Genomic DNA, 7,177 nt, shown 5'->3' with positions numbered 1-7,177 from the left:
TACCGAAAGGAAACACACCGGATGGTGTACCAAAATGGGTACAAAGGTCACGCTACTCTATACGTTTTCAAGAACCTCGCTAACTTTCCTTCCTAATCACAAATAAACTTTTTCCTAAGAACGCGAACCAAACTCTTACGTGGAAAATCTTAAATCGCAGGGAGAAGCTTGCCTCAGCTTTTTCGTGAAAGAAATTATTTTTGATTTGAAATTTTTTCTTTAAGAGTGGATTCTTCCTACCTGTCTTTTGGAACGGATTTATGAAAAAAGTTTTGATTCTATCTCTATCTGTGATCACAGTAACAGTTTTCCTCGCCATCCCTGGAAAAGTTCAATCGCAAGGCGCGGATGTGGAAGCAGCTATACAAGAAGCTTGCAATCGATTGGTGAACGAAGGATTGTACAAGAGCTGTAAACCGGCACCAGGATTTTCCTTGGGACAAGGTTATTATAGCCAGTCCGCAAAAATCAAATGCGAGTGCCTGAACAAATCAGATAACGGAAAAATGATCGTATCTATTTCTCTGTGGCAAGGATACTAAGTAGAATTTTTACTCAGTCCCTCCAGCGCTAGTCAAAAGTTTTACGATCTTGGCTTGGTGAGCCGCTTTGGCGATATGCAAAGGCGACTTGCCATCCGATGTTTTTTCATTCACATCTACGCCTTCTTCGATTAGAAAGTGCACGAACTCAGATTTTCCTTTTTTGATCGCCAATAGTAAAGGAGTAGTTCCGTCTTTCATTCGGGAGTTAACCAAAGAAGATTTTGATTTGTACCAGGCCTTGTTATCGAGTAACAATTTCCCCATCTCGATATTGCCGGACTCCGCAGCGATATGTAATGCCGTTTTCTCGTTTTTGGTGGAAGAGGCGGAAACGCTTGCCCCGTTTTCGATTAGAAATTTAACCACTGGTACGTTTTTGGAAGTGACCGCGACCATGAGCAAAGTCTCACCCTCGTTGGGCTTGCTAATTTCACCGTGATTATCCTGAAGATTCACGCTGGCGCCGGCATCGACTAGCTTCTTCAACTGAGGAATATTGTGTATTTTAACTAAATGAAACATCTCCTTTTTGCTCAGCAAATCCTTATCCTGGCCGTTCTGGCCGTTCGACTTTTTTACCTCGTGTTTTATCTCCGAATCAGAGGCACATAATAAGATGGAGAACAAGGAGGTGATGAGGAATAAAATTCTTACTGTTCTGCACATCGCGCGATTGTTATCCTAATTTTGGTGTCAGGTCAATCCAAATTGCAAAGAAACCCATCCAAGTAGAGATCTTTTTACAAAAGTATCCGTACTTGAACCGGGAAAGAAAACTTGAATTGAGATTCTTAGGGATTGACTCTTCTTAAATTTCCTTTAACATTCCTTGATATTCCGCCTTTCAGGATCTCCTTTTTGCAGAGATCTCGCGTTAGCTTTGGGCATTCATTTTTATCAAGAATTCTTGCATATATCCAAGCACACTTCGAAATACGGTGAATTAGAAAATCTTAACCTAAGTAAACGCACTTTTTTACTCCGCCTGGTTTTTACCCGAATACGCCGAACCTGTATATATCCTAAGTAACGCATTTGCGAGATTTGTAGGCTTGCTTACGATAGTTTCAAGCTCTGCAGCTGGCTGATAGATTGGGAATTGAATCCTAGCCGAAATCTTTTTTTTCAAATTCTCAGAAGTATGATCCGTGATTTCACCGACAGTAACCGTGCAGCCGACTTGCTCTGAAAGATTTTGAACCACACTCAAACCAATTCCCAACCCGAAATCAACGCTATGAAATCTTTCATCATAATTGTGGGTTAATTTAAAGAATGGTTCAAAGATTCTAGATTTATATTCTTCCGGAATTCCAGAAATTCCGTTCGGCAAAACATCTATATGATTCATTACATCCAAATACAAACTGTCCTCAGTCGCTGAGAAAAACAGATGAATGCTGGAGTCGACCGGAGAGAACTTTAGCGCATTAACTAAAAGCTCTTTGATCGAGAATTTTGCAAATTCAACATGGGATGTAAGTTCTTTGTCTAGGTCCTTATCCACAAACGTAACTTTCGCATTCTTAACTTTGGTCAGTTCGCCTAATTCGGAAATCGTCTTATTTACGATCCTTCGAATTTCATTTGTGTGAATGGGCTCCCTTTCCAGCTTTAAGTCGAACAGGGAGCGAACATTTTCCATCTTGTCTGTCCAGGTTCTCAGTACGTTTTTGTTTTCCATGATAGAATTCATGACATCCACTGGTATTAAACAAGCGTCTCTTTCCCGCTTGATAAAGCACTCAGCCAGATCGAGCTGAATTAACATGGAGCCAACACCGAGTCCTTGAGAACTACTGTGCGTAATATTCTCAAAGATAGTTTTTCCTAACGAAAGCTGATCCGTGTTCCTATGGTATTCTTTCCAAAGCAGCCATTCAATCTCCGAAACGATTTCCTCTTCCGTAGTATGAGTTCTCAAAAAAGTCGCATTCTTCGCTCTATATTTAGATGCTTCCATACAACAACTTACCAGCAACGGCTCCTCTGTAGGCTTTTCTAAAAATGCCCAAACCCAACTAAAAGAATTTCTAAACTGGGAGAACCTTCCTCTTGCCGAATAAATTACGAAAACACTAGCACTGGATATTCTTCGAAGAGCCTTTAGGAAAAACATAGTATCCAGATCCGGAAAATCCGTTTCGGTGATGATCACGCTAGGCGGAGAAAGCAGACAATATTCAAGAGCCAGAGTAGGGGAGTTGACCGATTCTATGGAAACTCCTTCTTTTTCAAAGAGACTTCTAACCTTTTGCAAAGATTCTTCATCTGAATCTATATGTAGAATCCTTGCTTTTTGGGCCAGGTCTGGGTTCAAACGTTCCGACCTTTCAGGACTTAGTTGGTCCAAACTTCTACCACTAATTTCGGCTTGCATATTCACGAATGCATCCCTGAGCAATTCCACAGCCTTTTCAAATCTTACTCTTTCATTTTCTGGACCGAAAATGGTAACAATTTCCAAACCGATTTCTAAGCAACCTTCCGTACTTTTGGACCACCAGCGGAGAGATCCTTTCACAGAAAAGGGTGGCTCCTTTAGAAAGTGAACGAAAAATAGATACTCGTGATTCGTAGTTAGATTTTCTAAAATAGATTCATTGTAGATTCTCAGGCGTAATCCCTTGGGACTCATATCCTGAACCTTCATTATATTTTTAGAAACTGGTTCGTTTTGCTTTTGAAGTGCATCCGAAATCTTATTCGCAAAAGCGGTCAATTCAGAGCAATCTATCATTCCGTAGGACTTAGATTTGCTGGAAACACGGATTGATCCTAACAGAATTCTTTCTCGACGTTGATTGAAGTGAAATATTGGTACAATCAACTCTGATTTAATTTCATTGGCTTTGTAATAAGACATCGCCTCTTTGATTTCCCAGACAGCTTCTTTCGCAAAGTTCACGAGATTCGAGTCATTTTGCAAAAAATTCTCCTGCTTTTCTGTATCCGGAATGAGTAAAGGTTTTCCTGTAACCTTGACCAACTCAAGTGTCTTATCCATCTCTATAGGAAAGACTCGAATTACCGCTTCCTCATAATTTGCCTGCCTCAGCAAATCTTGATACGATTCAAAAATAGAGTGAACCTTCGATGGGATCACAGTCTGATCCGGACGAATCATCGCTCTAGAAGAAATAAAATCAGAAACACTCACACTACCTGCGGGCACAGGAATTCTATACTGGGATCTTCCCATTTTTATCTTCCTCCGGTGGAATTTTTTTCGATTAAGGGGAACTTTAATTCTGCGCTAACTTTGCGTCTCGGTACCGAGTCGACCCAGTCCAAGATTTCACCAATTGAAACCTTACAGTCGATTTGCTTTGCGAGATTCTGAATTAAATTGAGTCCGATTCCCAGTCCAAATTCAATACCGAGAAAACGTTCATCAAAAATGCTGTTCAGCATAATAAACGGTTCAAAAACCTTAAAAATATACTCTTCTGGAATTCCAGAAATCCCTCCTTCAATGAATAATATTTCGTTGGTAACTTGTACACAAAGGCTTCTTTTCGACCGAAAGGCATCGATCTGAATCCGGCTGTAATTCGGAGAAAACTTCACTGCATTGACCATCAACTCATTCACTGCAAATCTGAGGAAATCGATGTTTGAAGAAATGCAAAGTGCGGGAAGCTTTACCTTTTGAACAATGGTTTGATTCTTAATCTTAGCCACTTCTTCCGAATGCCGAATGCAATCCATCAAAGTGGCTTCAAATCTTTCGGATTCCACTTTTTCTAACGAGATCTTCCAGTTAAACAAAGACTTAAAGGTATCAAGCCTCTCGAGCCTTTCCCTTAGTATATTCTTATTTTTTAATATACCATCTATCAAAGCATGAGAAACCCGATAATTCTCTCCTTGTTTCTCCATGAAAATCTCTGCTAATTCCAATCGAGTAATCAAGGATCCGATGCCCAAGCCTTGAAACATACTGCTTGTTAGCTTATCAAGAATATTCCTACCCAATACAGATTGATCCGCTTTGCGATGAGATTCCTTCTTCAAAAGCCATTCGTATTCGAGTAATATATTTTCTTCCTGCTGGTATTCAAGGGCGCGACTATGGGAATGTCCGCGAAGAAATTCTTCAGCTTTTCTTACTTGCTGCGGCAGAAGCGTTTCAAGCTCGGACTTATCAATGCTAGCCCATGGGCCATCCAAAGCATGATTCGCTTTATATTTAGGCGAGACGGCACCAGAGTAACATAATATTAAACTTGCAGGGCAAAGTTTTCTTAAAATCCCGATCAAATGGTCTGCTCCCAGCTCTTGGGAATCGAGATCCAATATGATCACATTGGGCAAAAAAACGAAACATCCATCCAAAACATCAGGAAAGTTGCCGGCGGCGCGCATGTCATAACAGCGCATCTCGACATTCTTTACTATCCTTGAGTGCAAATCCTGATCGGATGTAACATGCAATATTCTTAACGAAGTTTCTCTTTCATTCTGTGTCTCTAGCTGCATCTCATCTTTCACCTAATCGAACAGCTTCTATAGGCAAAAACGATAAGTTTACCTAAACCGAAGAATTAGTTCGATATCCTATTGCCAAACTTACGGACAATTGACTATCCATTTACTACTTTATGAAATCATTCTACAACAAAATGTTAAAATTGTGTTATAAATAATTTTCTGACTTTTATCATATATTTGTAATGTTATAAAACGAAAACGTTACTCGTCTCATTGATGGCTATAGCCATATTCGAATATTAAAATATCGTATTTTTCCGCATTTATGACATAGATCTGGCACTCAAGGAACGAAGTTTAATAAAATTGATAATTATGAGAACATAATATACTAAACAAGTACTTCGAACGTTTGCGAAAATAACGAATTTTTTTCTCTATTCTTTTGCCTCAGAAACAACAATTTCTGACATTGCAATGCGATGAGGACACCCTAACGTATGATTTTCATCAGTCTTTCGAGCTCGTTTTTGGGAAGACTCGAAATTGCAGGCCGCTCGGCTCGGCTTTGCGTCTTTCCTCTGGAATGGATGAATTTGAGGTTATGATACGAGCAAACATTGGAAAGCGCGGTCGGATCGATAGGGAAAAAGAACAAAAGGTACTATTTATAAATTGATCGTTGATTTGGACAAAAATCTAAAAGAGCGGACTTCACTAATCGGAAGAACACGGGGAACAAGAGAGAGGTTCTATTCGCAAAGTCCCGTTCGTTCGGATGCCTTTATCAAATTTGGTACATATCCAGAAGATCGCTTACAAAGTAGACTCATACCTTAATTTACAGATCTGTCAATAAATTATGTCTCTTATAATACAAGCCATTTGGAGGACCCCAGATGCCTTGGAAGGAGACTTGTGTGTACCAAGAAAGAATGGAATTTGTCGTGGCCTGGAAGCAGGGTGGATGGACGATGACGGACCTTTGCCAAGAGTTCGGAATCAGCCGAGTAACCGGCTATAAGTATCTGAAACAATATGCAGAGTTCGGTATTGACGGGTTGAAAGATAAACCGAGAAAACCTGGACCTCACCCAAAGGCAGTTCGACAAAAGATCGTAGAAATAATAGTTAATGCTCGGAAAGAACATCCTCACTGGGGAGCTCGCAAACTCTTAGCTTCCTTAAAAGGAAAATATCCTAAAATTAAAGATTGGCCCTGCATTAGTACGGTAGGAAGAATTTTAAAACGCAAAGGTTTAATTAGTAAAGTCAAAGCGAGAAAAAAGAATCCACTCCCTATTTATCATTTCTCTCATGTATTAGGTCCCAACGATGTTTGGTGTGCCGACTTTAAAGGACACTTCACCGTTGGAAACGGAGATAAGTGCACACCTTTAACGATTACGGATTCCTATAGCCGTTTCCTTTTAGGCTGCGAAATCGTACCTAAAGCCGATTCCAAAACCGTTTTAGAAGCCTTTACAAGGCTTTTTATGGAATATGGATTGCCAGAAGCGATTCGCACAGATAATGGACCTCCGTTTTCTTCCGTTGGCTTAGCCGGATTGACTCAATTAGCAGTTTGGTGGTTAAAATTGGGAATTAAATTAGAGCGCATCGAACCCGGAAAACCGCAACAAAATGGTCGCCACGAAAGAATGCACCGAACTTTGAAGCAAGAGACAGCTTTACCACCGCGCTCGTCCTTAGAAGAGCAACAAAGAGCATTCGATTACTTTCAATACGAATATAATAATTATCGACCGCATGAAGGATTAAAAAACGAATTCCCGGCTACATACTACAGACCATCAAAGAGAGAGTATCCTGAAGTTCTTCCAGAAGCATACTATCCAACAAATGTAATGCGTTGTCAGGTAAATGATTTGGGGAGTATTTATTGTGCTGGGCGTCGTATCTTTCTTTCACCTGCGCTCACTAATGAATCGGTTGGACTCGAGGACATCTCAGATCGACATGCAAGAATTCTTTTTTATCAAGCGGCAATCGGAATGATCGATATGTATACAGGAAAAGTGTTGCAATATAAGAATCCTGTGCCAATTCAATTAACATAAGATTCATGATTCATTTAAGTCCTTTCTGTAAAGGATGTATTGAGTTAAGAGTGTAAACTAAGCATGAGTACTATCAAACTATTCCATTTTCGCATGCGACATAATATGTATTATCGG

5 protein-coding genes are annotated in these 7,177 nt (G+C 40.0%); 2 read left to right on the top strand and 3 right to left on the bottom strand.

What is annotated here, in order from left to right:
- Positions 1-260 precede the first annotated feature (260 nt).
- Complete coding sequence (locus tag CH373_RS17925) at positions 261-542, top strand: hypothetical protein (RefSeq protein ID WP_100715470.1); 282 nt, start codon at positions 261-263, stop codon at positions 540-542.
- A 9-nt stretch (positions 543-551) separates the two neighbouring features.
- On the opposite strand, the gene CH373_RS17920 is transcribed toward CH373_RS17925, so the two are convergent.
- The 3 genes from CH373_RS17920 to CH373_RS17910 form a co-directional block, all read right to left on the bottom strand.
- On the bottom strand, positions 552-1,211 hold the full coding sequence (locus tag CH373_RS17920; RefSeq protein ID WP_100715469.1) for an ankyrin repeat domain-containing protein: 660 nt from the start codon (positions 1,209-1,211) through the stop codon (positions 552-554).
- Positions 1,212-1,521: 310 nt separating this feature from the next.
- Positions 1,522-3,747, bottom strand: a complete 2,226-nt coding sequence (locus CH373_RS17915) for a DUF1577 domain-containing protein (protein ID WP_100715468.1) — start codon at positions 3,745-3,747, stop codon at positions 1,522-1,524.
- A 2-nt stretch (positions 3,748-3,749) separates the two neighbouring features.
- Complete coding sequence (locus tag CH373_RS17910) at positions 3,750-5,027, bottom strand: sensor histidine kinase (RefSeq protein WP_125170052.1); 1,278 nt, start codon at positions 5,025-5,027, stop codon at positions 3,750-3,752.
- Between the two features lie 851 nt (positions 5,028-5,878).
- Here CH373_RS17910 and CH373_RS17900 point away from each other — a divergent pair.
- Complete coding sequence (locus CH373_RS17900) at positions 5,879-7,060, top strand: IS481 family transposase (RefSeq protein WP_100715465.1); 1,182 nt, start codon at positions 5,879-5,881, stop codon at positions 7,058-7,060.
- Positions 7,061-7,177: the final 117 nt, after the last annotated feature.

Origin of the sequence: Leptospira perolatii, assembly GCF_002811875.1 — a bacterium.
In the GTDB taxonomy this organism is placed as follows: Bacteria; Spirochaetota; Leptospiria; order Leptospirales; family Leptospiraceae; genus Leptospira_B; species Leptospira_B perolatii.
The sequence above is the reverse complement of the archived record's forward strand: the minus strand, read 5'-3'. Positions and strand labels throughout refer to the sequence as shown.